Below are 24,777 nucleotides of genomic sequence, written 5' to 3' on the forward strand. Positions count from 1 at the left end.
GCGCATGGCCGTCTCCCTCGACATCGCCGATCTGCGCGCCCGCAAGGAGCGCCCCGCCTCGACCCTGGCTCCCGCCGCGCTGCCTGCGGAGGCGGTGAACCTCGCCGCCACCAAGACCGACGGGCTCGGCTGCCATTCCGGCAAGGACGCGATGCGGGCGGCCGCCGAAGCCGCCGGGATGTCGGAGACGCTGGAGCAACTCCGAAAGGACTACCCGCAGGGGCCGCACGACCAGCCCCAGAGCATGTGCCCGGCCTTTGGCAGCTTGCGCGTCGGCCTGCGCATGCGGCGCACGGCGACAATCCTGTCGGGCTCGGCCTGCTGCGTCTACGGGCTCACCTTCACCTCGCATTTCTACGGGGCCAAGCGCAGCGTCGGCTACGTGCCCTTCAATTCCGAAACCCTCGTCACCGGCAAGCTGTTCGAGGATATCCGCGAGGCGGTGTTCGAGACAGCGAGACCCGCCGATTACGACGCGGTCGTCGTCATCAACCTCTGCGTCCCCACCGCCTCCGGCGTGCCGCTGCGTCTTCTCCCGAAAGAGATCGACGGGGTCCGCATCATCGGCATCGACGTGCCGGGCTTCGGCGTGCCGACCCATGCGGAAGCCAAGGACGTGCTGGCCGGGGCCATGCTGAAATTCGCCCGGGCCGAGGCCGAGCAGGGCCCGGTCCAGGCCCCGCGCCTCGGCCGCTCCGAGCGCCCCAGCGTGACGCTGCTCGGCGAGATGTTCCCGGCCGACCCGGTGGTGATCGGCGGCCTGCTCGAGCCCCTCGGCCTCAGCGCCGGCCCCGTGGTGCCGACCCGCGAATGGCGCGAACTCTACGCGGCCCTCGACTGCGCGGCGGTGGCGGCGATCCACCCGTTCTACACCGCCTCGATCCGCGAATTCGAACTCGCCGGCCGCCCCATCGTCGGCTCCGCCCCCGTCGGCCATGACGGCACCGCCGATTGGCTCGACCGGATCGGCGAGGCCTGCGCCGTACCGCGCGTCATTGTGGAGGCCGCCAAGAACCGGCTCCTGCCGATGATCCAGGGGGCGCTGGCCGCCGCGCCGATCAAGGGCCGGATCACGCTCTCGGGCTACGAGGGGTCTGAACTGCTGGTGGGCCGGCTCCTCGTCGAGAGCGGCGCGGACCTGCGCTACGTCGGCACCGCCTGCCCGCGCACGCCCTATTCGGAGGCCGACCGCGACTGGCTGGAATCACGCGGCGTCATGGTGCGCTTCCGCGCCTCGCTGGAGGACGACCTCTCCGCCATGCGCGAGTTCCGCCCGGACCTCGCCATCGGCACCACGCCGGTGGTGCAGGCGGCCAAGGAGCGGGCGATCCCCGCCCTCTACTTCACCAACCTGATCTCGGCCCGCCCGCTCATGGGCGTCGCCGGCGCCGGGTCGCTCGCCAAGGTCATCAACACGGCGCTCGGCAACCGCCACCGGTTCGACGCCATGCGGGACTTCTTCGACGGGGTCGGCGAGGGCCATGCCGCCGGGATCTGGGAAGACGTGCCGACAATCCGCCAGAACGTCGCCTCGGCGACGCGCGGAAAACCCTCCCATAACCCGATCGGGGAGATGGCCTGATGCTCGTCCTCGATCACGACCGGGCCGGCGGCTATTGGGGCGCCGTCTACGTCTTCACCGCCATTAAGGGTTTGCAGGTCGTCATCGACGGTCCCGTCGGCTGCGAGAACCTGCCGGTCACCTCGGTGCTCCACTACACCGACGCGCTGCCGCCGCACGAATTGCCCATCGTGGTCACCGGCCTCGCCGAGGAGGAACTCGGCCGCCACGGCACCGAGGCCGCGATGAAGCGGGCCCATGCCACCCTCGATCCGGGCATGCCGAGCGTGGTCGTCACCGGCTCCATCGCCGAGATGATCGGCGGCGGCGTGACCCCGGAGGGCACCAACCTCCAGCGCTTCCTGCCGCGCACCATCGACGAGGACCAGTGGCAGACCGCCGACCGGGCGATGTCCTGGCTCTGGCAGGAATACGGAACACGGAAATTCGCCAAGAAGGGCATCCCGGCCCGGCCTCCCCGCAAGGAGGGGGAGCGCCCCCGCGTCAACATCATCGGCCCGGCCTACGGCACCTTCAACATGCCCTCGGATCTCGCCGAGATCCGCCGCCTCGTGGAGGGGATCGGGGCCGAGGTGAACCTCGCCTTTCCGCTCGGCTCGCATCTCGCCGACGTGCCGAAACTCGTGAACGCGGATGCCAATATCTGCCTCTACCGCGAGTTCGGCCGCCTGCTCTGCGAAGCCCTCGAGCGGCCCTACCTGCAGGCGCCGATCGGGCTTCACGCCACCACCCGGTTCCTGCGCAAGCTCGGCGAGATCCTCGGCCTCGATCCGGAGCCCTTCATCGAGCGCGAGCGCCACACCACGATCAAGCCGGTCTGGGACCTGTGGCGCTCCGTGACCCAGGACTTCTTCGGCACCGCGAGCTTCGGCATCGTCGCCTCCGACACCTATGCGCGGGGCGTCCGCCGCTTCCTCGAAGACGAGATGGGGCTTCCCTGCACCTTCGCGATCTCGCGCCGGCCCGGCGCCAAGACCGACAACGCGGCGGTGCGGGACGCGATCAAGGCCAACCCGCCCCTCGTCCTGTTCGGCTCGTTCAACGAGCGCATGTACGCGGCCGAATGCGGATCGCGGGCGGTGTTCGTGCCGGCCTCCTTCCCCGGCGCCATCATCCGCCGCCATACCGGCACGCCGTTTATGGGCTTCTCGGGCGCGACCTACCTCATCCAGGAGGTCTGCAACGCCCTGTTCGACATGCTCTTCCACATCCTGCCGCTCGCCCGCGACATGGACCGGGTCGAGGCGACGCCGGCCCGGATCCACCGCGAACTGCCCTGGGACGAGGCCGCCCGCACCCTCCTCGACGACCTCGTCGAGGCCCATCCGGTGCTGGTGCGGATCTCGGTCGCCAAGCGCCTGCGCGACGCCGCCGAACGGGCGACCCGGAATGCCGGGCAGGACCGCGTCGGCCCGGCCGAGGTCGAGCGCGCGCATGCGGACCTCACCCTCGGAGCGGCGGCATGAGCGCCCCCGCCCCACACCCTCTTTCCGGCTGGAGCGGCGCGGCGCCGTTTCCGTCGAGGACCGGCCTTCTCGCGAGGCCGACCGCCGCGGATCGTGGACAGGAGATTTCCGCCATGCAGTCGATGACCATGCCGTCCCGCCAGTCCCTTTCGCGTCCCGCCCCGTCGCGTCCGATGACGCGCCTGCAGCGGCACGCGCTGCAGTTCCGCCTCCTCCTGGTGGCGACCTACCCGTTCTTCCTCGCGGCGGCGGCGCTCCAGCGCCTCGTCCCGGCCCGGGCTCCGGCGGGCCACGGACTCATCGCCCGGCGCTCGGTCTTCGGCGAGGCCAAGGCCATGGCCGAGTCGGCGATCCCCTTCGTCTTCATGGGCTGACGCTTTCCGGGGCCGGATCGCCCCGGGCCGATGCCCGCCCGATCCGGAACCCGAACGACCTCCCGTCCGACGAGGGGGGAACGACCGTCGCGAGCGCCGCTGCCGGCCCCCGCGACCTCACCCGCCGCGCGTGGAGCACGCCCGGCCAGACGAAAGCGGAGGCTCACATCATGTCCAGTGGAATCGAGAAGGCGAGCAGCCTGTCCGGGCTGACCGAACCCGAAGCCAAGGAGTTCCACGCGATCTTCCTGACGAGCTTCATCATCTTCACGGCCATCGCCGTGGTCGCGCATATCCTCGTCTGGATGTGGCGCCCGTGGCTGCCCGGCCCCAAGGGCTACGCCGCCCTCGACACCGTCACGAGCGCCGCGCACGGCCTCGTCTCGATGATCTCCTGAGGAGGATCGCACCCATGCACAAGGTCTGGCTTCTCTTCGATCCGCGCCGCACGCTGGTGGCGCTCTTCACCTTCCTGTTCATCCTGGCGCTGCTGATCCACTTCATCCTGCTCAGCACCGACCGGTTCAACTGGCTGGAAGGCCCCAAGGCCCCGCGCGCCGCCAATGCGCAGACGCTGGTCCTGCCGACGATGCCCGCCTGACCGGGCGGGCCGGGATCACCCTCCTCCCCCTCCGGGTCTCGGGCTCGCCCGAGACCCGCATGTCAGGTGCCCATATCGGGCAAGCCCGAGATGGGTGTGGGGAGGAGTTGGAGGTGGGGGTGGTCGGGCGACCTTCCTACTGCGGAGGCTGGCGGCGCCACCCCCACCCCTGGCCCCTTCCCCACAAGGGGGAGGGGGACGACGCGCACCCTGACGGATGCGCCCATCCATCAAGAATCGTGACCTGTGAAGCCGGGAGGTATTCGCGATGGCGATGCTGAGTTTCGAACGAAAATACCGCGTCCGCGGCGGCACGCTGCTCGGCGGAGACCTGTTCGATTTCTGGGTCGGGCCGTTCTATGTCGGGTTCTTCGGTGTCACCACTTTGTTCTTCTCGGTGCTCGGCACCGCGCTGATCGTCTACGGCGCGGCCCTCGGGCCGACCTGGAACATCTGGCAGATCAACATCGCGCCGCCCGACCTCAAATACGGGCTGGCGCTCGCCCCCCTCAAGGAGGGCGGCCTCTGGCAGATCATCACCTTCTGCGCCATCGGGTCGTTCGTCTCCTGGGCCCTGCGCGAGGTCGAGATCTGCCGCAAGCTCGGCATCGGCTACCACGTGCCCTTCGCCTTCTCGGTGGCGATCTTCGCCTATGTCTCGCTGGTGGTGATCCGGCCGTTCCTGATGGGCGCCTGGGGCCACGGCTTCCCCTACGGCATCCTCTCCCATCTCGATTGGGTCTCGAACACCGGCTACCAGTACCTGCACTTCCACTACAATCCGGCGCACATGCTGGCGGTGTCGTTCTTCTTCACGACGACCTTCGCCCTGTCCCTGCACGGCGCCCTGATCCTCTCCGCCACCAATCCGGGCAAGGGCCAGGTGGTGAAGACCCCCGAGCACGAGGACACCTTCTTCCGCGACACGATCGGCTACTCGATCGGCACGCTCGGCATCCACCGGCTCGGCCTGTTCCTCGCCCTCTCGGCGGGCTTCTGGAGCGCGGTCTGCATCATCATCAGCGGCCCGTTCTGGACCCGTGGCTGGCCGGAATGGTGGGGCTGGTGGCTCAATCTCCCGGTCTGGCGCTGACGAGCGCCGCAGAATTCACGACGCGAAACCGGTGACCAATCCTGCGAAACCTGCTGAGCGGGGCACGACGACCATGGCCTACTATCAGAACATCTTCACCGAGGTCCAAGTCCGCTCCACCATTCCGGAACTCGGCGTTCCCGTCGATGTCGACCGGCGCTGGGGCACGCCGTTCCACAGTTACCTGTTCGGCCTGTTCGGCAACGCCCAGGTCGGCCCGATCTATATCGGCTATCTCGGCGCCCTCTCGGGCGTGTGCTTCCTCATCGCCTTCGAGATCGTCGGCCTCAACATGTGGGCCTCTGTGAACTGGGACCCGGTCCAGTTCGTGCGCCAATTGCCCTGGCTCGCCCTGGAGCCGCCGCGACCGCAATACGGGCTCAAAATTCTGCCGCCGCTGCAGGAGGGCGGATGGTGGCTGATCGCCGGCTTCTTCCTCACCGCCTCGATCCTGCTGTGGTGGGTGCGGCTCTATCGCCGCGCCCGGGCGCTCGGCCTCGGTACCCACGTGCCCTGGGCCTTCGCCTCCGCGATCTGGCTGTTCCTCGTCCTCGGCTTCATCCGGCCGATCCTGATGGGGTCGTGGAGCGAGGCGGTGCCCTTCGGCATCTTCCCGCATCTCGACTGGACCGCCGCCTTCTCGCTCCGCTACGGCAACCTCTTCTACAACCCGTTCCACATGCTCTCGATCGTCTTCCTCTACGGGTCGACGCTGCTCTTCGCGATGCATGGGGCGACCATCCTGGCGGTGAGCCGCTTCGGCGGCGAGCGCGAGATCGACCAGATCGTCGATCGCGGCACCGCCACCGAGCGCGCCGCCCTGTTCTGGCGCTGGACCATGGGCTTCAACGCCACGATGGAATCGGTCCACCGCTGGGCCTGGTGGTTCGCGGTGCTGACCACCCTCACCGGCGGCATCGGCATCCTGCTCACCGGCACGGTGGTCGACAATTGGTATCTCTGGGCGGTCAAGCACGGCGTCGCCCCGTCCTATCCGCAGGTCTATGCGCCGGTCGTCGATCCCTTGAGCATGCCGGGGGCGGTCCCATGAAGACGTTTTTCACTGTCCTCGCTGGCTCGATCGCCTTCTTCCTCACCATCGCGATGGTCGGCCTGACCGACTGGGACCGGCCGCCCCTGGCGGTTCAGCAAAGCGGCTTTCGCGGCACGGCGATGGACCAGATCCATACCCGCGCCGGGGCGGCCGAGACGAAGGCGGCCAATGTCGCGCCGGCGCCGGCCGACCCGGCCGAGCCCGGCGAGGAACTCGCCGGCGCCACCTACGAAAACGTCCAGGTTCTCAAGAACGTCAGCGTCAACGAGTTCAACCGCCTGATGGTCTCGATGACCGAATGGGTCAGTCCCGAACAGGGCTGCACCTACTGCCACAACACCGAGAACATGGCCGACGACAGCCTCTACCAGAAGAAGGTCGCCCGCCGGATGCTGCAGATGACCCAGCACATCAACGAAAGCTGGAAGGACAACCATGTGGGGGGCACGGGCGTCACCTGCTTCACCTGCCACCGCGGCCAGCCGGTGCCGGCCCATGTCTGGTTCACCGATCCCGGCCCGAACCGCCCCGGCGGCTTCATCGCCCGCAACAACGGGCAGAATCTGGCCAAGGCCTCGGTGGGCCTCGCCTCGCTGCCCTACGACACGCTGACCGAGTACCTCGCCGACAAGACCATCGACAACAACGCCATCCGGGTGAATGCGACCACGGCGCTTCCCACCACCAAGGGCAAGCCGATCCAGGACGCCGAGAAGACCTACGGCCTGATGATCCACATGTCGGAGGGCCTCGGGGTCAATTGCACCTTCTGCCACAACACAAGGGCGATCTCGAACTGGTCGCAGAGCACGCCCCAGCGCACCACCGCCTGGCACGGCATCCGCATGGTGCGGGACATCAACGGCAATTACCTCGAGCCGCTGACTTCGACCTTCCCCACCGCCCGCCTCGGGGAACTCGGCGACGTGCCGAAGGTGAATTGCACCACCTGCCACAACGGCCAGAGCAAGCCCCTCAACGGCGCTCAGGTCATCGGGCCCTATCCCGAACTGGCCAAATCCACCGAGACGGCGAGCGCAGCGGATCCCATACCCGCAGAACCGGCGCCGACCCCAGCGCCACAATAGGGATCGGTGCGCATTCTCCTCTCCCCGCATGCGGGGAGAGGGCCGCGACGACCCCGTCGTCGGCGCGGCGAGGCGGCAGCCGAGGGTGAGGGGGCGCGTCCGGAGAAGCCATACCCGGAGAGACCCCCTCACCCTCGCCCTGCCGGGCTCACGTCGCCTCCCAACAAGGGGAGGACGACGTCCTCTCCCCGCCCGGCGGGGAGAGGGGAACTGCCTCTTCGAAATAGAGACGTGCCCTATGCCTGCCTGGCCCAAAGGCCGGCGCGCATTCCCTCTCCCCACACGCGGGGAGAGGGCCGCGACGACCCTGTCGTCGGCGCGGCGAGGCGGCAGCCGAGGGTGAGCGGGCGCGTCCGGTGGAGCCACGTCCGGAGTCGCCCCCTCACCCTCGCCCCGACGGGCTCACGTCGCCTCCCGGCAAGGGGAGGACGACGTCCTCTCCCCGCCCACGGGGAGAGGGGAACCGCCTCTTCCAAATAGGGACGTGCCCTATGCCTGCTTGGCCCGAAGGCCGGCGCGCATTCCCTCTCCCCGCACGCGGGGAGAGGGCCGCGACGACCCCGTCGTCGGCGCGACGAGGCGGCAGCCGGGGGTGAGGGGGCGCGGCCGAAGGAGCCATACCCGGAGATACCCCCTCACCCTCGCCCTGACGGGCTCACGTCGCCTCCCGACGAGGGGAGGACGACGTCCTCTCCCCGCCCGGCGGGGAGAGGGGGACCCCGCCTCTTCCGGAGGCGAAGTGTGCCCCATGGTTGCGGGAACCGCCTATAACCCTTCAGGCCACCGCGTGCTGTGTGACTCCGCGCCGTCCCGACCAGCGTTCCAGCACCTCGGGGATGCTGCCGGCACCCTCGGGGCGGCCGATATAATAGCCCTGGCCCTCGTCGCAGCCTTCCTGGCGCAGGCGCTCGAACTGGATCTCGTTCTCGATCCCCTCGCCGGTGGTGCGCATGTGCAGGCTCAATCCGAGGCCGATGACGGCGCGGACGATGAAGGCGGATTCGTCGGCCGCCGTGATGTCGCGGACGAAGGACTGGTCGATCTTGATCTTGTCGAAGGGGAAGCTACGCAAGTAGCTCAGCGACGAGTAGCCCGTGCCGAAATCGTCCATGGCGATCCGGACGCCGAGGCGTCGCAGGGCGTGCAGGGTGGCGAGGGTGGCCGCATTGTCCTTGAGCAGGACCGATTCCGTGATCTCGAGCTCCAGGCGCGCTGCGGGGAGGCGACTGAGGCTCAGCGCCTCCTTGACGGAATGGATGATGATGCCGTCCCGGAACTGGGCCACGGAGACGTTGACCGCGACCCGGATGCCGTCGGGCCAGCGCATGGCCTCGGTGCAGGCGGTGCGCAGGGCCCAGGCCCCGAGTTGCACGATGAGGCCGATCTCCTCGGCGACCGTGATGAAATCCCCCGGGGGAACGAGGCCCCGCTCCGAATGATGCCAGCGCATCAGCGCTTCGAACCCGCCGACGCGGCGGCCGCGAAAATCGTAGATCGGCTGGTAGAACATCTCGAACGCGCCCTGGGCCACGGCCTCGCGCAGGTCGAGTTCGAGGGCGCGGCGGGCCTGGAGCCGAATGTCCATCTCCACCTCGAAGAAACGCCAGGTGCCGCGCCCATCGGCCTTGGCGCGGTAGAGGGCGACGTCGGCGTTCTTGAGGAGCTTGTCGCAGCTGGTGCCGTCGCCGGGCGCGAGGCAGATGCCGATGCTGACCCCGACCGCGACCTGCTGGCCGTCGAGTTCGTAGGGGTTGCTCACCACGTCCACGATCCGCCGCGCCAGGATGGTGGCTTCCTCCGGGTAGGTCACGCCCGCGAGGATGATGGCGAATTCGTCGCCGCCGAGCCGGGCGACGGTATCGACCTCGCGCAGGCAGGCGCTCAACCGGTTTCCCACCGCCTTGAGGAGTTCGTCCCCGACCGGGTGCCCGAGGGTGTCGTTGACCTCCTTGAACCGGTCGAGGTCGAGGCAGAGCACGGCGAACATGCCGCCGCGCCCGAGATGGGCCAGAGCCTCCTCGATCCGCTCGCCGAACATGGCGCGGTTGGGCAGGCCGGTGAGGACGTCGTGGCGGGCCATGTAGGCGATGCGGGCATCGGCCTGGCGCCGCTCTGTCACGTCCTCGTAGGTGGAGACCATGCCGCCCCCGGCCACGGGCTTGTGGGTGACGGCGAGGACGCGTCCGTTGCCCATCTGGCGGAAGCCCGAACCGGCGGCCGAGATCTGCCGTCCTTCGATCTCGAAGACCGTGCCCTCCTCGGCCGAGGCCAGGTAGAGCGACGCCACGTCCTCGTAGGGCGTGCCGAGCGGCAGGTCTTCCGGCGCGAGGTCGAACAGCTCGCAATAGCGCCGGTTGACGACGGTGAGGTGTCCCTCGGCGTCGAACAGGCACAGGCCCTGGGACATGTTGTCGAGGGCGGTGTCGAGGCGCAGGTTGGTCGATTGGAGATGCGCCTCCTGGACCTTCAACAGGGTGATGTCGCTGCAGACCGCGATGAAGCCGCCGGTGCGGGTACGGCTGCGGCTGATCCGGAGCCAGCGCCCGTCGAGAAGCTGCGTCTCGCGCGGCGCCGCCCAATCGTCGTCGTCGGAGAGGAGCGTGCGGGCGAGCGCGTTGCCTTCGCGGGCGACCTCGGCGAGCGAGGTGTCCCGCGGCAGCGGCTCGTGACCGAATCCGAGGAAATCCTCCGCCTGCCCGTTGATGAGCGCGATCCGCCCGGATTGATCGACCACCACGATGCCTTCGAGGGAGGTCTCGAGGGCGTCGGCGAGATGCGCCTCCGCCGAGATGCGCTGCGCGACCTCCTGCTCCATCGCCCGGCGGATGTTGTCGCGCATGACGCCCATGGAGGCGAGGAGGGCGCCGAGTTCGTCCGCGCTGCCGGACGGGATCGTCACGCTGAGGTCGCCGGCCGCGATCCGCGACGCGACCATGGACGCATCCGCCACCGGCCGCATGATGCGCCGCGCCAGCAGGAAGGCGACGAAGGCCGACATGGACAGGGCGAGCAGCGTGCCGAACAGGTTGATCTGCGTCTCGCGGGCGACGATGGCGCGGGCCTGCTGCCGGTAGATGAAACCGTCGCCGGCGGTGTGGTTGATGAAGAGGTCGAGATGCTCTTCGGCGGCGGCCGCATGCCGGTCGACGACGTCCCAATCGGCCTCCCTGGTCTCGCGGCCGGCGAGGACGGAGCGGGCGGCGTCCCAATCCTTCACCGAGCGCTCCACGGCTTGGGCCGCCTGGGTCGCGCGGCTCGACTGGGCCCGCTCGACCGCCACGGCGAGATCCTCGGCGAACACGCGGCGGAGGGTCTCGAGCCGGCCTTCGAGCTGCGTCTTCACGGCGGCATCGGCGCTCATCCGCCGACGGGATTCCAGGGAGCGCATATTGGCGAAATCGGCGGCGGCGGCCCGCGCGTAATTGATCGACATGAGGGACTGGTCGAAGGTCCGGCTCACGAGTTCGTCGGCCCGGCGGATCCCCGAGGCCGCCGAGAGGCCGAGAATGCCCGTAATGGCGGTCATGATGAGAAACGCGATCAGAATTCGACCGCGGATAGTGCCGGCAAAAGAGACAGCCGTGGCGACCGGCCTCGGCCAGCTCCTCTCGCCAGACTTGGCGGATTTCCCACCGTGAATAGAATTCATTAAGTGTGTCTCATCCGGCCCATCGTAAATTGTTCGCCTGTAATAGTTAAGCTGGGCTTGAAACCTTCATACAGCTTTGCCAATTAACAGCATATTTACTTGCCCCGGTGAAAATGCGAAAGGGCAAAAAATCATACCTACAGGTTGCATGAGACGCATCACTTCATTCAGCGCTGCCTTCGCCCTGGTCGCGACCGGCGTCGCCGCCTTTGCCCTCCATGCCTCGGCGGCCGGACAGGTCTACCGCATCTCGCAGAAGGGGCGGGCGTTCCAGCCGAGTGCGCTGGTCATCAAGAAAGGCGAGACCGTTCAGATCGTCAACGACGACGGCGACCTCCTGCATCACGCCTATATCGACTCCCCGACCTTCCGCTACGATTCCGGCGATCAGGAGCCCGGTGGGAAGGCCGAGATCGTCTTCCCCGTGAGCGGGACCTTCGCCGTCCTGTGCGGCATCCATCCCAAGATGAAGCTGGCGGTCCGCGTCGACGGCAACTGACCGCGACGCGTCCCGGATGCCGGCCCGGGCTTACAAAGCCCCGGCCGCCGACAGCGCGGCATGGGCGCCGTAATAGAGCCCGATGAAACTCGCGAGGGCGGCCCCGTATCCGAAGGGCATCGTCGCGAGCTGGCGGACCCGCAGCGGAACCCGGGCGTCGTCGGCGGCGATGGCCACCATCGCCACGATGATCGGGGAATGGCCGATCGCGTCGACCTTGCCGAATTCGAAGATCGCCGAGACGAAGGCCGCCGCCAGCACGATCGCCGCCACGCGGCGCACCAGGGGCGTGCAGAGCAGCCCGAAGGCGAGGGCGAATTCCACCGCGCCGGCGGCCTTCATGAAGAAGGCGCCGTCGAAGCCCATGGTCAGTTCCGGGCGATCGATGAAGAGCGGGTAAGACCATTGCGGATAGGCCCATTTCTCCACCGAGGCCCACATCAGCGTCACCGCCGCCGAGTAGCGGACGATGTCGAGGGGCCGGATCCCGAACAGCTCGCGCCGGAGCCCCGTCAGGGCGAGATAGGCGGCGACGCCGAGGAAGACGGGATAATCCGCGAGGTGGAAGACGCCGTAATTCGCCACCGCGATCCCGAACAGGACGACGATGCCGAGCGCCGACAGCGGCATCGTCTGCCGCCACAGGAACCCCGCCGCGATAGCGAGCTGGAACCAGGGCAGGGCGGTGCTGGTGGTAGTGAGCTCGGGCGTGAGGATGATGCCGCCGAGCGACCAGAGCGACACGAAGAAGCCGCCGCAGACCGCCCGGAACATCAGTTCGGTGTTCTCCCGCGCCCAGGCCGTGACGCGGTCGAGGGACCGCATCATCGCCTCGCCGAGGATCGTCCGCTCAAGCAACGCGCCGACGAACAGGGCCAGGAGCGAGACGACGACGAGCTGCTCGAAACTATCGCACAGTACCTCGCCGAGCCCGACGGGCGCGCCAGCGACGTCGAATGCACAGAACCATTTGACATGGGCACTGGCCCCAGTGGCGCTCGTGACGAGGACCAGAAGGGCAGCAGACATTGCACTTGGGCCGGGCAACCGACAACGCGCACTCATGTGGTGAAGCCTTAGCGAAATCTGGAGCGCCGACATTCGGCGGCCTTGAAGTCGTTCTACTTAGATTTTATCGATCGTGGAAGGATTTCGTTAATGATTTTTAAGCATCGTTAACGATCTCCCAGGCCGGCTACCCTACCGTGGCACAGACGATCCGCATCCCCGAGCGGTTGTGAAGCGGGGAGGCCAGCCGTGGGCTGCGCCGGTATCGCAAACACACGTGACCAGGCACGAATCAATGGCCACGTCACCCCCGAGCAACAGCATAGGCGCTCGTCGAGATTGTCGACGGGATATTTCGGCAAAAGCTGGTCTTCATCGAGGGGCGGCGCCTAAGCCCTCTCTCCGTATCAAGCAGAAAGGCTCTCGCGTGATTACAACACTCAGCCTGTCGACCCTGATCGCAGGCGGCAGCTTCGCTTATGCTTCGACGCGCGTGGCGGCGCGGGCCGCGACCTACGAGACTTGGGGCGGATCCCTGATGATCGTGGGTCTGTCGCTCGCCGGCGTCGGGTTGACGCTGTTCCGCTAGAACCTGAGCGGAATGGGACGATAACCTGTCGGCCGAGCCCGCCGCGATTTCCGCGGCGGCCCTCGCGACTGCGAAGCTGGCGTCGAAGTCTTAGTTCGACGCGGCCTTCTGCTTGGGTTCCGTGGCGGTCAGCGTGGCCAGGAAAGCCAGGAGATCGGCCTTCTCGGATTCCGAGAGGTTGAGCGGCCGGATCTTGGGGGAACGGCTCGGGCGTTCGATGCCGCCGCGATCGTAGAGATCGATCACCTCGCGCAGGGTGGCCACCGAACCGTCATGCATGTAGGGGCCGCGCTGCGCGACGTCGCGCAGGGTCGGGGTCTTGAAGGCGTATTGCAGGCCCTTCGATTTCGGGAACAGACGTCCCCGGCCGATATCGTCGTCCCGGCCGACGCCGATATCGTGGAACGATCCGTCGGTGAACGCCCAGCCGGAATGGCATTCGTGGCACCCGGCCTTGCCGTTGAACAGCGCGAAGCCGGACTTTGCGGGGGCTTCCACCGCCGAGGCATCGCCGTCGCGCCAGCGGTCGAACGGCGCGCTTCCCGACACGATGGTGCGCTGGAACGCGGCCAGCGCCCGCTCGATCCCGCCGCGCGTGACCTGACGATCCTCGAAGGTCGCGGCGAAGGCCGAGACGTAATCCGGATCGGCGCGCAGGCGGGCGATCAGCTCCTCTTCCGAGAGGTTCATCAGATTCGGGCCGGTGATCGGCGTGAAGGCGACGGATTCGAGGTCCGGAAACTTGCCGTCCCAGCCGAGCGGCGCGAGCCAACCGACATTGAGCAGGGTCGGCGTGCGCAGCTTCAGTTCGATCCCGGGCTCGCCGATCGCCCGCATCCGCCCGTCGCCCCAATGGCGCGACGGCTCGTGGCAGGTGGCGCAGGAGATGGTGCGGGATTGCGAAAGGACCGGATCGAAGAACAGCGTCCGGCCGAGTTCGACCTGGGCCGGCGTATCGGGACCGCCCTCGGGCACCGGCAGTTCGGACGGGCGTGCAAAGGCGCCGCGCCACGCTGCCGCGTCGTCGCTGTTGCTGTTGCTGTGAGTGGCGAACAGGCTCGCGCCGATCACCGCCGCCACCGAAACCGTCACGGCCACCTTGCTGAAAGCCAAGCCTGCCTTTCGAGTCATCCTGCTCTCCGACTGACCAGTCTAGGCGGTTCCGTTTAAGATTGTGTTGCCAATGCAGAATGAGACCGTGCCCGCGTCCTCACGCCGCGGCGTCGCTCCGGCGGTCGGGGGCGGGTGCGAGGAGAAGGACGACGGCGCCGGCGATCATGCACGTCACGGAGCCGAGCAGCACGCCGATCTTGGTTTCGGTCTCCAGACCGGGATTGTCTGCGAAGGCGAGGAGGCCGATGAACAGGCTCATGGTGAAGCCGACGCCGCAGAGCAGCGACAGGCCGTAGATCTGCCACCAGCCGGCATGGGCCGGGCGCTGGGCGAGGCCGAGTTTCACGGCGGCGAAGACCGCCCCGAACACGCCGATCTGCTTGCCGACGAGGAGGCCGAGGGCCACGCCGAGGGTCACCGGATCGGACAGCATCGCCGGCGACATGCCGCTGAACGAGACGCCCGCATTGGCGAAGCCGAAGACGGGGAGGACGAGATAGGCCGACCAGGGATGGATCGCATGTTCCAGCTTGTGGAGCGGCGAGGCCGGGTCGTCGGGTCTGGCGGGGCTCAGGCGCAGCGGAATGGTCAGAGCGAGGAGTACGCCCGCGATGGTGGCGTGGATGCCCGATTTCAGCACGAGGAACCAGAGGACCGCGCCGAGGACGAGGTAGGGCGAGAGGCGGCTCACGCCCGCGCGGTTCAGACCGAACAGGATCGCGACGACGACGCCCGCACCGGCCAAGCTCGGTAGCGACAGGTTGGCGGTGTAGAAGGCGGCGATGATCAGCACCGCGCCGAGATCGTCGATGATGGCCAGCGCCGTGAGGAACACCTTCAGCGAGACCGGGACACGCGATCCGAGCAGGGCGAGGACGCCGAGCGCGAAGGCGATATCGGTGGCGGTGGGGATCGCCCAACCCCGCAGGGTCTCGGGCGAGGAGCGGTTGACCAGGACGTAGATCAGCGCCGGCGCGACCATCCCGCCCAGAGCCGCGATTCCGGGCAAGACCCGGTCCGGCCAGGTGCGAAGCCGCCCGTCCAGCACCTCGCGCTTGATCTCCAGCCCGACGAGCAGGAAGAACACGGCCATCAGGCCGTCATTGACCCAATGCAGCACGGAGAGGCCGCCGACATAGGCGCCGAGCAGGGCGAAGTAGCTCGACGCGAGTGGGGAATTGGCGACGATCAGGGCGAGCACGGCGCTCGCCATCAGGATCAATCCGCCGCTGGCCTCGCTCCGGAGGGCGTTGCGCAGGGCGGAGAAGGGTCGGCGGGCAGGCGCGGTTTCCAGCATGGAGTACGCCTGCCAGTGGTCGAGCCCGACGGCAAGCCGTCAGAGCATCGGAACGGGCATGCGTTCCCGTCCCGACCGGCAACTCGCGCGGAACGCAAAGTCGCCGATCAGAGGTCGATCGAAATCGACAGCAGGTAGGTGCGCGGCGCCCCCTGGAAGAACGTGCCGAACGACGCCACGCCGGTCCAGTAATTCGTCCCCGTCACGTTCACCACATTGGCGCGGAACGTCGTCCGGCGCCCGTCCAACAGGGTCGCGTAGCGAAGTCCGAGATCGAGACGGGCCCAATCCGGCAGGGCCTGGGCGTTCGCCGTATCGACGAATTGCCGCCCCGTGTAGATGACAGCGCCGTTCAGGGTCAGGCCTGGGACCCAGGGCAGATCCCACTCCGCTCCGAGATTGAGTTGCACATCGGGTACGCCGATCGGCCGATTGCCCACATTGGCGGCCAGCGCGGATCGCGTGCGCACGCCGTCGAGCAAGGTGAGGCCGCCGAGGACACGCAGCTCCGGTGCGATCTCGCCATAAACGTTGAACTCCAGGCCGCTCACGGTCTGTTCGCCGGTTTGGGCATAGCGGCTGTCCGGGCTCAGTTCGCCGATGGGCCGCGTGATCTGGAAGGCGCTGAAGGAGGTGCCGATCCGGCCGAAATCCACCTTCACGCCGGCCTCGACCTGTTGCGCGACGTAGGGCGCCAACACCTCCCCGAAGTTGGTCGCGGTGGCCGGAGCGATGTCGCCACGGCTCAGACCCTCGATATAGTTGCCGTAGAGGGAGATGTTCTCCCAGGGTCGTACGACGAGACCGACGAGGGGACTGGTCGCGCTCTGGTCGTAGGACGAGGCCAGGGTGCCCACGTTCGAGACGTAGTTGCGGGCCTCGATACGCTGCTGACGCACGCCCACCGTGAGGAGAATGCGCTCATCGAGGACGGACATCGTGTCCGCCACCGAAACCCCCGTCAGCGTAGTGTCGGACAGGCGCGGCCGAGACGACGAGATGACCGGAGCGATGTAGGGGGCGAGGACGGGATTGTAGATGTTCGACAGATAGCTGCCGCGCACGGCGGAAAGATCCCGTCCCGTATCCTCGGTGTAGACCGAGGTCTGTACCGCGAAGGCGTGGCGGATGAATCCGGTCTCGAACTTGGTCCGGATGCCCGCGTCGTAGGTAAGCCGGTCGACGCCGAGATTGTAGTATTGCGGGGCCGTCGTGGTGTCGCCGAGGACGTTGGTGATGGTCGGTGCGGATGCGAAGTAACGCTCGACACCCGTTTGCGAACCGCCGATGTCGCCGAAGAGGGTGATCTGGTCGCTCAGGTCGTACTCCATACGCAGCAGACCGCCGCGATCGTCCACCTTCGAGTACTCCCAGGGTTGGCTCACGTTCATACGACCGTCGGCGGCCCTCGGTACGGGCACGCCGGCCCTGAGAAGGAAAGGACGCAGGGGTGCGGTGAAGCGATCGTTCTGCGCCAGCAGGTAGAGCCACGCACGGAAGCGGTCCCCCTGGTAATCGAGGGCGAGCGACGCGACCCCCGTCGTCTCGGATTGGCGGTCGATGGGCGTGTCGCCGCCCCGCAGGCTGCCGACGAACCGCGCCCCCCATTCCCGGTTCGCGCCGTAGCGCCGCGCCATGTCCAGTTGGCCGCCGCCGCGTGCGATCGAACCGTAATCGAGGGTGACACGCGTCAGATCCTCGCCCGCACGCTTGGGCACCACGTTGATGACGCCCCCGATTCCCCCGTTCGGAGCGATCCCCGAGAGTGCCGCCGAGGGACCCTTCAGGACTTCGATACGCTCGGCATAGTCGGTGAGGACACGCAGGCTCGGCGCAACGCCGTAGATCCCGTCGAAGGCGATCTCGCCGCTGGTCCCCTCGTTGATGGGAAAGCCGCGGATGGAGAAAGAGTCGAAGGGCGCGCCCGTCGTCTGCGTGGCCCGGACGGAGGGATCGAGGATGAGTGCCTCGGACACGGTGCTCGCCTGCTGGTCCCGGATGAAGCGGTCCGTGTAGCTCGTGACGTTGAACGGCGTTTTCGCCGTGTCGACATTGCCGAGCAAACCGATCCGTCCCCCCCGTGCCACCTGGCCCCCGGCATAGGGGGCGGACAAGCGTGAGGCGGCCGACATCGAATCCGCGGCGCTCGCGCGCTGCGCCTCCACCGAAAGCTCATCGAGGAGGATACCTCCCGGCGGCGGCGTCGGCGCTTCGAGCTGGACGAAGCGCGGATTGACGAGCGTGATGGTCGACGTACCGGCCGAGCGATACGTCAATCCGGTGTTCTCCAGCAGCTTGGCCAATGCCTCGAGAGGCAGGAAATCGCCGGCGACACCCGCCGTGACGAGATTTTCGGTCAGCGACGTCTTGTAGGCCAGCTTGAGCTGCACCTGTTTGGACAGGGCCGCGAGCGCCGGCTCGAGCGGGCCGGCCTCGATGGAAACCCTGACGCGGATCGTGGTCTGTTCGGCGGAATGCTCCGCCATCCGTGTCGAGCCTGGGACGAGGTCGAACCGGGGCAGGGTTTGAAAGAGCCGGCGCGCGGTGGAGGGCTGCTGAGCGGCCGCGACCTGGTTCATCGCAATGAGCGAGACGCCGATCCACGCTCCCCGCGCGAGCCAGCGCACCCCGACATCTCGACCCTGCATCACCATCATCGGCCCCATCCGTCCAAAACCGGGGCGGTGCGCTTCGCGCTTCTTCGTCCCTGCGCAGATAGACCGTCGACCCGCGAATCTCCTGACGTCCTCCCCGAAACTTTTTTCGCGCGTTGGACAAGGGCGGCTAACGCACCAGGATCACGAACGGCGTCAGGCGGGTGACGCGGATCCCCATCGCGGTGACCAGCACGTCGAGCGCCTCGTCGGTATCGCGCGGATCGAGCGTGCCGCTGAAGCGCCGCTCGCCGACGGAGGAATCCATCAGCAAGATCCGGCCGCGCCGATAGCGCTCGAGTTCGGCGATGACCTGCCGGAGACTTTGGCCGGAAAACGAGAGCTTACCGTCTCGCCACGACATTGCCTCTGCGACATTTCCCTGCCGCGCGACGGGGCGGTCGCCCGCGTCCCGGAACGCGACCTCACCCGGATGGAGGAGTGCGTGACCGACGGCCGTCGAGACATCGACACGCCCCTCGGCAACGCCGACGGGATCGGCGGCTCCATCGACCCGCACGTAGAAGCGGGTTCCGACGGCGCGGGCGCTGACACCGTTCCCGCGCACGACGAAGGGACGCCGCGGATCGGGCACGACATCGAACACCGCTTCGCCTCGGAGAAGATCGACGGCGCGCTCCTCGGCCGTGAAACGCAGCGCGACCGCCGTGTCGGTGTTGAGGTCGATCCGGCTCCCGTCGACCAGGGTGCGGGTTTCGATCTCGCCCACACCCGTCCACGCATCGGCCCGCAGGCGATCGATCAGACCGAGCTGAGCCCCCGCGATTCCGGCGAGAGCGATCGCCACGACGGCGCTCAGCCCCACAGCCCGCCTGGGCTTACGCTCGCGCGGATCGGGCACTTGGCCCATGGTCCGACGCCACGTCTCCATCTCCGCATAGGCTTCGGCATGGGCCGGATCGGCCCTGCGCCAGACCTCGAAGGCCTTTCGATCTGCACTGCTCGCATCGGCCGAGGTAAGCCGTACGACCCAGAAGGCGGCGGCCTCATAGACGGGATCGTCCTCCCCTCCGGGCGATGCATCCGGTGAGACGCCTTCGTTCATGCCGCTCTATCGATGTGCCGAGGGGGGATAGGCCGACCCGGTCCTTCATAGCGGACGTGCCGGATCGCAAGCTCACGACATACGGGGTCGGAGCATCGCAACACTAGAAGAAGTCGGCGCAGCGACGGCGTGTATGAAGCAGCGCCTTCATGAGGTGCTTCTCGACCATGTTGCGGCTGATGCCGAGCCGCGCTGCGATCTCTCCGTTCGCAAGCCCATCGAAGGCACTGAGCAGAAAGACGTCCCGGCACCGTGGCGGCAGCTCGTCGATGGCGGCCGCGACCAAGCGGAGCTGCTGGCGCGCGACGACCTGCTCCTCCGTGCGGATCGTCTCGTCGACACCGCTGGCGAGGTGGACGTCCGTCACCTGCCGGAACAGATCGGCCTCGAACCGGCGACGCTTTCCCAAGCTGTTGGCGACGTTGCGGGCCACGAAAAACAGGAAGATCGGCGGGTGCTCGATCTCGGTCCTGTTGAGCGCCTTGATGAGGCGGAGATAGGTTTCCTGCATCGCATCGGCGGCGTCGGCGGGATTGTCGAGCAGCCGAAGCAGAAAGCGTTGAAGCTTCAGGCCCTCGCTACGATGCAGCGCATCGACTGAAACCGTTGGCATGATACCAGTACCACCCACTTTGGATCATGGCAGCATCGCTTGATGACCGTGCCTCCGAGCAAAGAAGCGAGCCGCTCATTATGCAAGCCGGGTGGTACTTTGTATGTTTTCTAAATAACTCGTCTTTCAAGTGAGCAAACCTTTGTCTTTTCGGGACAAATGTTCTCCCGAACGACATTTCTAAACTACATCTCGTTTCCGGATTGGCATCAATTCGTCGTGGTGTTGCAGCGCCACAACAAGACGGATCGAGGTTCGTGGCTGCGGCATGGCCGTTCGGTTGCCCCTCGCATGGCCCGTCAGTCCGCCGCTCTCCCCTTCTCCACCTCCGTCTGGCGCGCCTTCTGGTGCAGGAGGTTGAGGATCAGCGCCGTCCAGCCGGTCTGGTGCGAGGCACCGAGGCCGCGGCCGGTATCGCCGTCGAAGAACTCGTGGAACAGCAGGGCCTCCTCGGCGCCGGGCGCGGAGGCGATCGGCGGGCGATCGCCGAAGGCCGGGCGCTTTCCGTCCTCGCCCTTGGCGAAGAGGGAGATCAGGCGGTCGGTGAGGGCGTCCGCGATGGCGTTGAGGGTGACGAAGACACCCGATCCCGTCGGATATTCCACCACGAAATCGTCGCCGTAATAGGAATGGAACCGTCGCAACGCCTCGACGACGAGGTAGTTGATCGGCATCCAGACCGGGCCGCGCCAGTTCGAATTGCCGCCGAACATGTTCGATGTGGAATCCGCCGGGTCGTACCGAACCGTGAACGCGTCGCCGAACCCGTTGAGGGAATAGGGCCGCTCCAGATGCGCCTTCGACAGGGAGCGCACGCCGTGGGTCGAGAGGAACTCGGCCTCGTCGAGCATGCGCCGCAGCAGCGCCTTCATCCGGTGGCCGCGCAGGAGCGACAGCAGCTTGCGGTCGCCGACGCCGCCCTCGTCCCAGCGCGAGACGAGGCAGGCGAGGTGGGGGCGGTTCTCGAGGAGCCAGTTCAGGCGCCGGGCGAAATCCGGCAGCCGCTGCAGCACCGAGGGTTCGATTACCTCGACGGCGAAGAGCGGCACCAGCCCCACCACGGAGCGGACCCGCAACGGCAGCATCCCGCCGCCGGGAATGTCGACCTCGTCGTAGTAGAACTCGTCTTCCTCGTCCCACAGGCCGAAGCCCTCGCCGCCCATATCGGTCATCGCCTCGGCGATGAGGAGGAAATGCTCGAAGAACTTCGAGGCGGTGCTTTCGTAGACGTCGTTGTGGAGCGCGAGTTCGAGGGCGATGCGCATCATGTTGAGCGAATACATCGCCATCCAGGCGGTGCCGTCGGCCTGGTGGATGCGGCCGAAGCCGGGCGGCGGCCGCGACCGGTCGAACACGCCGACATTGTCGAGGCCGAGGAAGCCGCCCTGGAAGACGTTGCGGCCGTCGGCATCCTTGCGGTTCACCCACCAAGTGAAGTTGATCAGGAGCTTGTGGAAGACGCCTTCGAGGAAGGCGAGGTCGCCGCGCCCGCCGCGCCGGTCACGGTCGATCTCGAACACCCGGTAGGTGGCCCAGGCATGGACCGGCGGGTTGGCGTCGCCGAACTCCCATTCATAGGCCGGAAGCTGGCCATTGGGGTGCATGTACCATTCGCGGGTGAGGAGCAGGAGCTGCTTCTTGGCGAAATCCGGGTCGAGCAGCGCCAGCGGCAGGCAGTGGAAGGCGAGGTCCCAGGCCGCGAACCAGGGATATTCCCACTTGTCCGGCATCGAGAGCACGTCGGATCCGGCGAAATGACGCCAATGGATGTTGCGCCCGCCATCGCGCTCGTGGGGTGGGGCGGGCTGGAGCGGATCGCCCTTCAGCCAGAGCCGGACATCGAAGCAATAGAACTGTTTCGACCAGATCAGCCCGGCGGCGGCCTGCCGGAAGATCGCGCGGGAATCCGCATCGGCGATCCCGTCCTGCACCGCGTCGTAGAACGCATCCGCCTCGGCGACGCGGCGCAGCAGGATGGCGCCCTCGTGGTCGACCGGACGAGGCCGCGCCCCCGACGACAGCCTGAGGTTCACCCGCCGGGTTTCGCCGGGCGCGAGGCGGAAGGCGTAATGCAGGCCGAGCTTGGTCCCCCCATCCCTCCGCACGGCGGATTCGTCGCCTCCGACGATGGCCGCGTGGAGCCCGTCCTTGAACGGGCCGGCGGCATCGGGCTGCCAGCCATGCAGGCGCAGGTTGGTGTCGTTCTCGCAGAACAGCACCTCCGGCTCGCCGTCGAAGGAGAGCCGGTAGCGGCCGAGGCGCGGATGCTCGCAGGCGATGCCGCCATCGGGCTGGACCGCCATGCGCGGGCGTGATTCGGCCGGTCCCTCGCGCCACGACCAGATGTTGCGGAACCAGAGCTGGGGCACGACGCGCAGGTCGGCGGCGTCCGGACCGCGATTGGTCACGGTGATGACGGCATGGATGTCGTCGATATCTTCCTTGGCATATTCGACGGTCACGTCGAAGAAGCGGTCCCCGTCGAAGATTCCGGTCGCCTCGATCTCGTATTCTGGCTGATCACGGCCACGGCGCAGCCCCTCGCGGACGAGGTCCTCATACGGGAAGGCGGCCTGCGGATAACGGTAGAGGAACTTCAGGTAGGCGTGGCTCGGGGTCGCGTCGAGGTAGTGATAGACCTCCTTGACGTCCTCACCGTGGTTGCCCTCCTCGTTGGTCAGGCCGAAGAGCCGTTCCTTCAGGATGTGGTCGCGGCCGTTCCACAGGGCGAGGGACAGGCACATCTGTGCACGCTCGTCGCAGATCCCCGCCAGCCCGTCCTCGCCCCAGCGATAGGCGCGCGAGCGTGCCTCCTCATGCGGCAGCGAGCGCCAGGCATTGCCGTCGCGGCTGTAATCCTCCCGCACCGTCCCCCATTGGCGCTCGGCGAGATACGGTCCCCACAGGGACCATGCGCGCTCGCCCCGCGCCTGCTCGGCGATGCGGCGGCGTTCGGCCCAGCCGTCGAGCTCGCTCACGCCGATTCCCCTCGTGCCGGACCGGGCCCGCGGGCCTCGCCGAACGGACACGACCGGCGCGCGACCGGCGACGGCTGGCAAGGGCGGGGGATCATGCGGCAACACATGGAAAGCGGCTTATGGGCGGTCATCGGTCCCGATGGGCTTTGGCTCAGTGGGAGCCGAGATGCACCATTAGCGCCAAGCGCGGATAAGTCTTCGGGGAACATTCCGTCAGGGGCGGTCCTCGACCCGCCGCCGGAGAACGGGTCACGCGGGCGTCACGGAATGGTGCGCGTGGTCCGGCGCGAAAACCGGCGGCGATGGGCGGAGCACTCTGCTAGCCTGCGCCACCGCCACGACAGCCTGATTCCGGTGCCATGACCAGACCACGCACGAACACGGCCCGCACGCTCGGGCTCATCGCATGCCTCGCCCTGGCGCCCGCTCACGCGCTGGCACAATCGGCGACGAATCTCGAGGCCCTGCGCGGGCTGGCGCCGGTGAGCGCCCTGCCGGCGACGGCGGAGGGCAAGGCTGCGCTGGCGGCGAACCTCACGGTCACCGGCGACATCCAGATGGGGCGGCACCCGCAGCCCCTGCTGCTGCCCTTCGCCGAGCAGCAGCGCCTCGCCCTGCGCGATTGCTTCATCACCGACGGCAACGCCGCGCAGCTCGCCGACGGCCTCGGCACGTCCCTCGGGGAGGCCTATCAGGCCAAGGCGCGCTACGAGGACTTCAAGACCTTCACCAGTGTTTCGGGCAGCCTCGCCCGCCTGATCGGCTACACCAACAACATCACCAAGTCGGATTCGAATGCGGGGAAGTACTTCTTCGCCAACGCGACGACGAATGGCGAGGCCCCCGTCTCCGAACCCGCCCGCGCCATTCTCACCAAGGTCGGCGGCACGACGGATGTCTTCGGCAAGGCCTATGGCCGTCCCGCCGGAACGCCGGGTGCCGACGCCTTCGGCAATTCGCGCCCGTTCCAGACCGAGCCGAGCCTTCTCGCCTATCGCGGCGAGGATTATTTCGGCGCCGCCTCCCACAGCATGGACTGGCTGCGCGGGCCGAAACAGAACCTGACGGACAGCCCGTCCTATCCGAGCGGCCACACCACCTACGGCTACACGGAATCGCTGCTCCTCGCCCTGCTGGTGCCCGAGCGCTACCAGCAGATGATCGCGCGCGGGGCCGAGTACGGCAACAACCGCATCGTGGTCGGCGCCCATTACACCATGGACGTGCTCGGGGGCAGGGCGGTGGCGCTCCACGCCGTCGCCCATCTGCTGGCCAACGACCCCGCCTATGTGGGTCAGACCCGCGCGAACCCGGCCATCGACAACGAGATGAGCCGCGCCACCGACGGCGCGGTGACGATCTCCGACTATCCCGAGGCCCTGAAGGCGGCGCGCAAGGAGCTCCAGGCCGTCCTCGGCGAAGGCTGCGGCGACACGGTGGCCGCCTGCGCCGCCGCCGACCGGAGCCGGTTCAAGGATGCCGCCGCCAACGGGGCCTTCTACGCCTCCACCCAGACCTACGGCCTGCCGGTGGTGCATCAGTCCCGGTCGGGCCAGGCGGTGGATGTCGCGCGGGTCGCGCCGGAGGCCGGACACCTCCTCACGGCCGCCTTTCCGGCCGTGACCCTGGACGAGGCCAACGCCATCCTCACCGCCACCCTCGGCCCGGCCGGCGGCTTCCTCGACGACGGCTCGGTCTTCGGCCTGTATTCCCGCCTCGACCTCTATGCGGCAGGCGGCAAGGCGGCGGCCCTCGCGGCGAGCCGGCGCGCCACCGCGCCGTAGCGTTTCGCGCCTGCGCGACGAGCAGTTCTAGACCGTCGCCATCCCGCGGGCGTTCAGGCTTTCTTAGCCATGCCACGGGAGAATGCCGCTTCGCCAACCCGTCGCGAGGACATCGTTCGTGCTCGACCTCATCCTCTACATCAGCGCCTCGGTCTGTGCCGTCGGATGCCTGGGACTCTGGGCGCTGCGCGAGCCGCCGGTCTCCTATCCGCGGGTGGAATGGGACGAGGACGCACGCGGCTGAATACCGCCGCCGTCCCCGCGCTCGC

The 24,777-nt window shown here is 67.7% G+C and carries 20 protein-coding genes; 12 read left to right on the forward strand and 8 right to left on the reverse strand.

Annotation, left to right across the window (positions count from 1 at the left end):
- Positions 1-4: 4 nt before the first annotated feature.
- The 8 genes from bchY (at position 5) to pufC (ending at position 7,258) form a co-directional block, all read left to right on the forward strand.
- On the forward strand, positions 5-1,582 hold the full coding sequence (bchY, locus tag ACYQOP_RS16880; protein WP_461223149.1) for a chlorophyllide a reductase subunit Y: 1,578 nt from the start codon (positions 5-7) through the stop codon (positions 1,580-1,582).
- Positions 1,582-3,048 (forward strand): chlorophyllide a reductase subunit Z, encoded by a 1,467-nt coding sequence (gene bchZ / locus ACYQOP_RS16885; protein WP_461223150.1) that lies wholly within the window; start codon positions 1,582-1,584, stop codon positions 3,046-3,048. The genes bchY and bchZ overlap by 1 nt, the downstream gene beginning before the upstream one ends.
- Positions 3,049-3,170: 122 nt before the next feature.
- Positions 3,171-3,422 (forward strand): hypothetical protein, encoded by a 252-nt coding sequence (locus tag ACYQOP_RS16890; RefSeq protein ID WP_461225360.1) that lies wholly within the window; start codon positions 3,171-3,173, stop codon positions 3,420-3,422.
- 170 nt (positions 3,423-3,592) lie between these two features.
- Positions 3,593-3,820 carry a light-harvesting antenna LH1, beta subunit gene (gene pufB / locus ACYQOP_RS16895; protein WP_018043292.1) on the forward strand — a complete coding sequence of 76 codons (228 nt, stop codon included), beginning with the start codon at positions 3,593-3,595 and terminating at the stop codon, positions 3,818-3,820.
- Between the two features lie 14 nt (positions 3,821-3,834).
- Positions 3,835-4,023, forward strand: a complete 189-nt coding sequence (pufA, locus tag ACYQOP_RS16900) for a light-harvesting antenna LH1, alpha subunit (protein WP_018043293.1) — start codon at positions 3,835-3,837, stop codon at positions 4,021-4,023.
- A gap of 268 nt (positions 4,024-4,291) precedes the next feature.
- Positions 4,292-5,116 (forward strand): photosynthetic reaction center subunit L, encoded by an 825-nt coding sequence (gene pufL, locus ACYQOP_RS16905; RefSeq protein WP_311273828.1) that lies wholly within the window; start codon positions 4,292-4,294, stop codon positions 5,114-5,116.
- A 73-nt stretch (positions 5,117-5,189) separates the two neighbouring features.
- Positions 5,190-6,167, forward strand: a complete 978-nt coding sequence (gene pufM, locus ACYQOP_RS16910; protein ID WP_056425355.1) for a photosynthetic reaction center subunit M — start codon at positions 5,190-5,192, stop codon at positions 6,165-6,167.
- Positions 6,164-7,258 (forward strand): photosynthetic reaction center cytochrome PufC, encoded by a 1,095-nt coding sequence (pufC, locus tag ACYQOP_RS16915; RefSeq protein ID WP_461223151.1) that lies wholly within the window; start codon positions 6,164-6,166, stop codon positions 7,256-7,258. The genes pufM and pufC overlap by 4 nt, the downstream gene beginning before the upstream one ends.
- A 775-nt stretch (positions 7,259-8,033) precedes the next feature.
- Here pufC and ACYQOP_RS16920 read toward each other — a convergent pair.
- The gene (locus ACYQOP_RS16920; RefSeq protein ID WP_461223152.1) at positions 8,034-10,907 is read right to left on the reverse strand and encodes an EAL domain-containing protein; all 2,874 of its coding nucleotides are present in this window, start codon (positions 10,905-10,907) and stop codon (positions 8,034-8,036) included.
- Positions 10,908-11,055: 148 nt separating this feature from the next.
- Here ACYQOP_RS16920 and ACYQOP_RS16925 point away from each other — a divergent pair, with 148 nt between their 5' ends.
- Positions 11,056-11,406, forward strand: coding sequence for a cupredoxin domain-containing protein (locus ACYQOP_RS16925; protein ID WP_056425364.1), 351 nt, complete (start codon positions 11,056-11,058; stop codon positions 11,404-11,406).
- A 30-nt stretch (positions 11,407-11,436) separates the two neighbouring features.
- Here the strand turns inward: ACYQOP_RS16925 and ACYQOP_RS16930 are convergent, their stop codons facing one another.
- Positions 11,437-12,435: a hypothetical protein gene (locus ACYQOP_RS16930; RefSeq protein WP_207411886.1), complete on the reverse strand. Its 999-nt coding sequence runs from the start codon at positions 12,433-12,435 to the stop codon at positions 11,437-11,439.
- A gap of 406 nt (positions 12,436-12,841) precedes the next feature.
- Here ACYQOP_RS16930 and ACYQOP_RS16935 point away from each other — a divergent pair, with 406 nt between their 5' ends.
- The gene (locus tag ACYQOP_RS16935) at positions 12,842-13,003 is read left to right on the forward strand and encodes a hypothetical protein (protein WP_200919063.1); all 162 of its coding nucleotides are present in this window, start codon (positions 12,842-12,844) and stop codon (positions 13,001-13,003) included.
- A 90-nt stretch (positions 13,004-13,093) separates the two neighbouring features.
- Here ACYQOP_RS16935 and ACYQOP_RS16940 read toward each other — a convergent pair whose 3' ends face one another.
- From ACYQOP_RS16940 to ACYQOP_RS16965, 6 genes are all read right to left on the reverse strand, one after another.
- Complete coding sequence (locus ACYQOP_RS16940; RefSeq protein WP_461223153.1) at positions 13,094-14,134, reverse strand: cytochrome-c peroxidase; 1,041 nt, start codon at positions 14,132-14,134, stop codon at positions 13,094-13,096.
- 79 nt (positions 14,135-14,213) lie between these two features.
- Positions 14,214-15,413, reverse strand: coding sequence for a Na+/H+ antiporter NhaA (gene nhaA / locus ACYQOP_RS16945; RefSeq protein ID WP_207411888.1), 1,200 nt, complete (start codon positions 15,411-15,413; stop codon positions 14,214-14,216).
- A gap of 107 nt (positions 15,414-15,520) precedes the next feature.
- A complete protein-coding gene (locus ACYQOP_RS16950) occupies positions 15,521-18,070 on the reverse strand; it encodes a TonB-dependent siderophore receptor (RefSeq protein ID WP_461223154.1) in 2,550 nt (849 codons plus the stop codon).
- A gap of 127 nt (positions 18,071-18,197) precedes the next feature.
- Positions 18,198-19,133 (reverse strand): FecR family protein, encoded by a 936-nt coding sequence (locus tag ACYQOP_RS16955; RefSeq protein ID WP_461223155.1) that lies wholly within the window; start codon positions 19,131-19,133, stop codon positions 18,198-18,200.
- A 103-nt stretch (positions 19,134-19,236) separates the two neighbouring features.
- Positions 19,237-19,746, reverse strand: a complete 510-nt coding sequence (locus ACYQOP_RS16960) for an RNA polymerase sigma factor (protein WP_461223156.1) — start codon at positions 19,744-19,746, stop codon at positions 19,237-19,239.
- 299 nt (positions 19,747-20,045) lie between these two features.
- Positions 20,046-22,724: an MGH1-like glycoside hydrolase domain-containing protein gene (locus ACYQOP_RS16965; RefSeq protein ID WP_461223157.1), complete on the reverse strand. Its 2,679-nt coding sequence runs from the start codon at positions 22,722-22,724 to the stop codon at positions 20,046-20,048.
- A gap of 359 nt (positions 22,725-23,083) precedes the next feature.
- Here ACYQOP_RS16965 and ACYQOP_RS16970 point away from each other — a divergent pair, with 359 nt between their 5' ends.
- Entirely contained in the window at positions 23,084-24,508 is a 1,425-nt protein-coding gene (locus ACYQOP_RS16970) for a phosphatase PAP2 family protein (RefSeq protein ID WP_461223158.1), read from the forward strand.
- An 82-nt stretch (positions 24,509-24,590) separates the two neighbouring features.
- Positions 24,591-24,752, forward strand: a complete 162-nt coding sequence (locus tag ACYQOP_RS16975) for a hypothetical protein (RefSeq protein WP_461223160.1) — start codon at positions 24,591-24,593, stop codon at positions 24,750-24,752.
- Positions 24,753-24,777: the final 25 nt, after the last annotated feature.

Source organism: Methylobacterium sp. CM6247 (genome assembly GCF_054817925.1).

What these genes read in the sequence shown, in the direction of transcription:
- ACYQOP_RS16955 (WP_461223155.1), bottom strand. Translation starts at nt 19,133, where the DNA reads ATGAACGAAGGCGTCTCACCGGATGCATCGCCCGGAGGGGAGGACGAT.
- ACYQOP_RS16940 (WP_461223153.1), bottom strand. Translation starts at nt 14,134, where the DNA reads ATGACTCGAAAGGCAGGCTTGGCTTTCAGCAAGGTGGCCGTGACGGTT.
- pufA (WP_018043293.1), top strand. Translation starts at nt 3,835, where the DNA reads ATGCACAAGGTCTGGCTTCTCTTCGATCCGCGCCGCACGCTGGTGGCG.
- bchZ (WP_461223150.1), top strand. Translation starts at nt 1,582, where the DNA reads ATGCTCGTCCTCGATCACGACCGGGCCGGCGGCTATTGGGGCGCCGTC.
- bchY (WP_461223149.1), top strand. Translation starts at nt 5, where the DNA reads ATGGCCGTCTCCCTCGACATCGCCGATCTGCGCGCCCGCAAGGAGCGC.
- ACYQOP_RS16920 (WP_461223152.1), bottom strand. Translation starts at nt 10,907, where the DNA reads ATGAATTCTATTCACGGTGGGAAATCCGCCAAGTCTGGCGAGAGGAGC.
- nhaA (WP_207411888.1), bottom strand. Translation starts at nt 15,413, where the DNA reads ATGCTGGAAACCGCGCCTGCCCGCCGACCCTTCTCCGCCCTGCGCAAC.
- pufM (WP_056425355.1), top strand. Translation starts at nt 5,190, where the DNA reads ATGGCCTACTATCAGAACATCTTCACCGAGGTCCAAGTCCGCTCCACC.
- ACYQOP_RS16925 (WP_056425364.1), top strand. Translation starts at nt 11,056, where the DNA reads ATGAGACGCATCACTTCATTCAGCGCTGCCTTCGCCCTGGTCGCGACC.
- ACYQOP_RS16975 (WP_461223160.1), top strand. Translation starts at nt 24,591, where the DNA reads ATGCCGCTTCGCCAACCCGTCGCGAGGACATCGTTCGTGCTCGACCTC.
- pufB (WP_018043292.1), top strand. Translation starts at nt 3,593, where the DNA reads ATGTCCAGTGGAATCGAGAAGGCGAGCAGCCTGTCCGGGCTGACCGAA.
- pufC (WP_461223151.1), top strand. Translation starts at nt 6,164, where the DNA reads ATGAAGACGTTTTTCACTGTCCTCGCTGGCTCGATCGCCTTCTTCCTC.
- ACYQOP_RS16970 (WP_461223158.1), top strand. Translation starts at nt 23,084, where the DNA reads ATGACCAGACCACGCACGAACACGGCCCGCACGCTCGGGCTCATCGCA.
- pufL (WP_311273828.1), top strand. Translation starts at nt 4,292, where the DNA reads ATGGCGATGCTGAGTTTCGAACGAAAATACCGCGTCCGCGGCGGCACG.
- ACYQOP_RS16960 (WP_461223156.1), bottom strand. Translation starts at nt 19,746, where the DNA reads ATGCCAACGGTTTCAGTCGATGCGCTGCATCGTAGCGAGGGCCTGAAG.
- ACYQOP_RS16930 (WP_207411886.1), bottom strand. Translation starts at nt 12,435, where the DNA reads ATGTCTGCTGCCCTTCTGGTCCTCGTCACGAGCGCCACTGGGGCCAGT.
- ACYQOP_RS16950 (WP_461223154.1), bottom strand. Translation starts at nt 18,070, where the DNA reads ATGATGGTGATGCAGGGTCGAGATGTCGGGGTGCGCTGGCTCGCGCGG.
- ACYQOP_RS16890 (WP_461225360.1), top strand. Translation starts at nt 3,171, where the DNA reads ATGACCATGCCGTCCCGCCAGTCCCTTTCGCGTCCCGCCCCGTCGCGT.